General features: G+C 67.0%; 1 protein-coding gene. It reads left to right on the top strand.

Going from position 1 to position 858, the window contains the following annotated elements:
• The first annotated feature begins 77 nt into the window (after positions 1-77).
• Positions 78-842 carry an IS5 family transposase gene (locus HOY81_RS27035; protein ID WP_237323344.1) on the top strand — a complete coding sequence of 255 codons (765 nt, stop codon included), beginning with the start codon at positions 78-80 and terminating at the stop codon, positions 840-842.
• Positions 843-858 lie beyond the last annotated feature (16 nt).

Here is an 858-nt window from a genome sequence, read left to right as displayed (position 1 = left end):
GGGCGGTGTCCGGACGTGAAGAAGCTCCTGGTAGACGGGTTCACGACCAAGATCACCTGTCCAACAGGAGCTTCCGCGTGCTTGTCTACCCGTCTGGCATCGATGTGTCCACCTCGACCCTGCGCTACCTGTCCGCTCGGCTGTGGGCCCGCCGCCAGGAACGCGGCACACGGTGGCGGCGCCTGAGTTCTGGACGCCAAGCTCTGCTCGTCCTCGCGCACCTGCGCTCCGGCCATACCTACGCCCAGCTCGCCGCCGGTTTCGGCGTCGGCACCACCACCGCTTACCGGTACATCGCCGAGGCCATCGAGGTCCTGGCCGACCTGGCACCGACCCTCGCCAAGGCGATGAAGACCGCCTCCACCAAGGCGTTCGTGATCCTGGACGGCACGCTGCTGCCGATCGACAGGATCGCCGCGGACCAACCCTTCTACTCCGGGAAACATAAGAAGCACGGCATGAACGTGCAGGTCCTCACCGACCCGCACGGGCGGCTGCTGTGGGCCTCGCCCGCGCTGCCCGGAGCAGTCCACGACATCAAGGCCGCACGAATCCACGGCATCATCGACGCCCTGGACGAGGCCGGCGTGGAGTGCTGGGCCGACAAGGCTTACCGGGGCGCCGGCGGCACCATACGCGTGCCTTACTGGGGGCGCTGGGAGACACTTTCCGCAGGCCAGCAGGCCGTCAACCGCTCCCACGCCAAGATCCGCGCGCTCGTCGAACAAGCCATGGCCACCCTCAAGACCTGGCGACTCCTGCGCAAGCTGCGATGCTCGACCACCCGCATCACCACCCTCGTTCAGGCCGTCCTCACCCTGCACCTGGCTTGCTCAGACTGAGGGTGGAAAACGCTCA

This window comes from Streptomyces sp. JJ36, assembly GCF_021696945.1.
Taxonomy (GTDB): domain Bacteria; phylum Actinomycetota; class Actinomycetes; order Streptomycetales; family Streptomycetaceae; genus Streptomyces.
The sequence above is the reverse complement of the archived record's forward strand: the minus strand, read 5'-3'. Positions and strand labels throughout refer to the sequence as shown.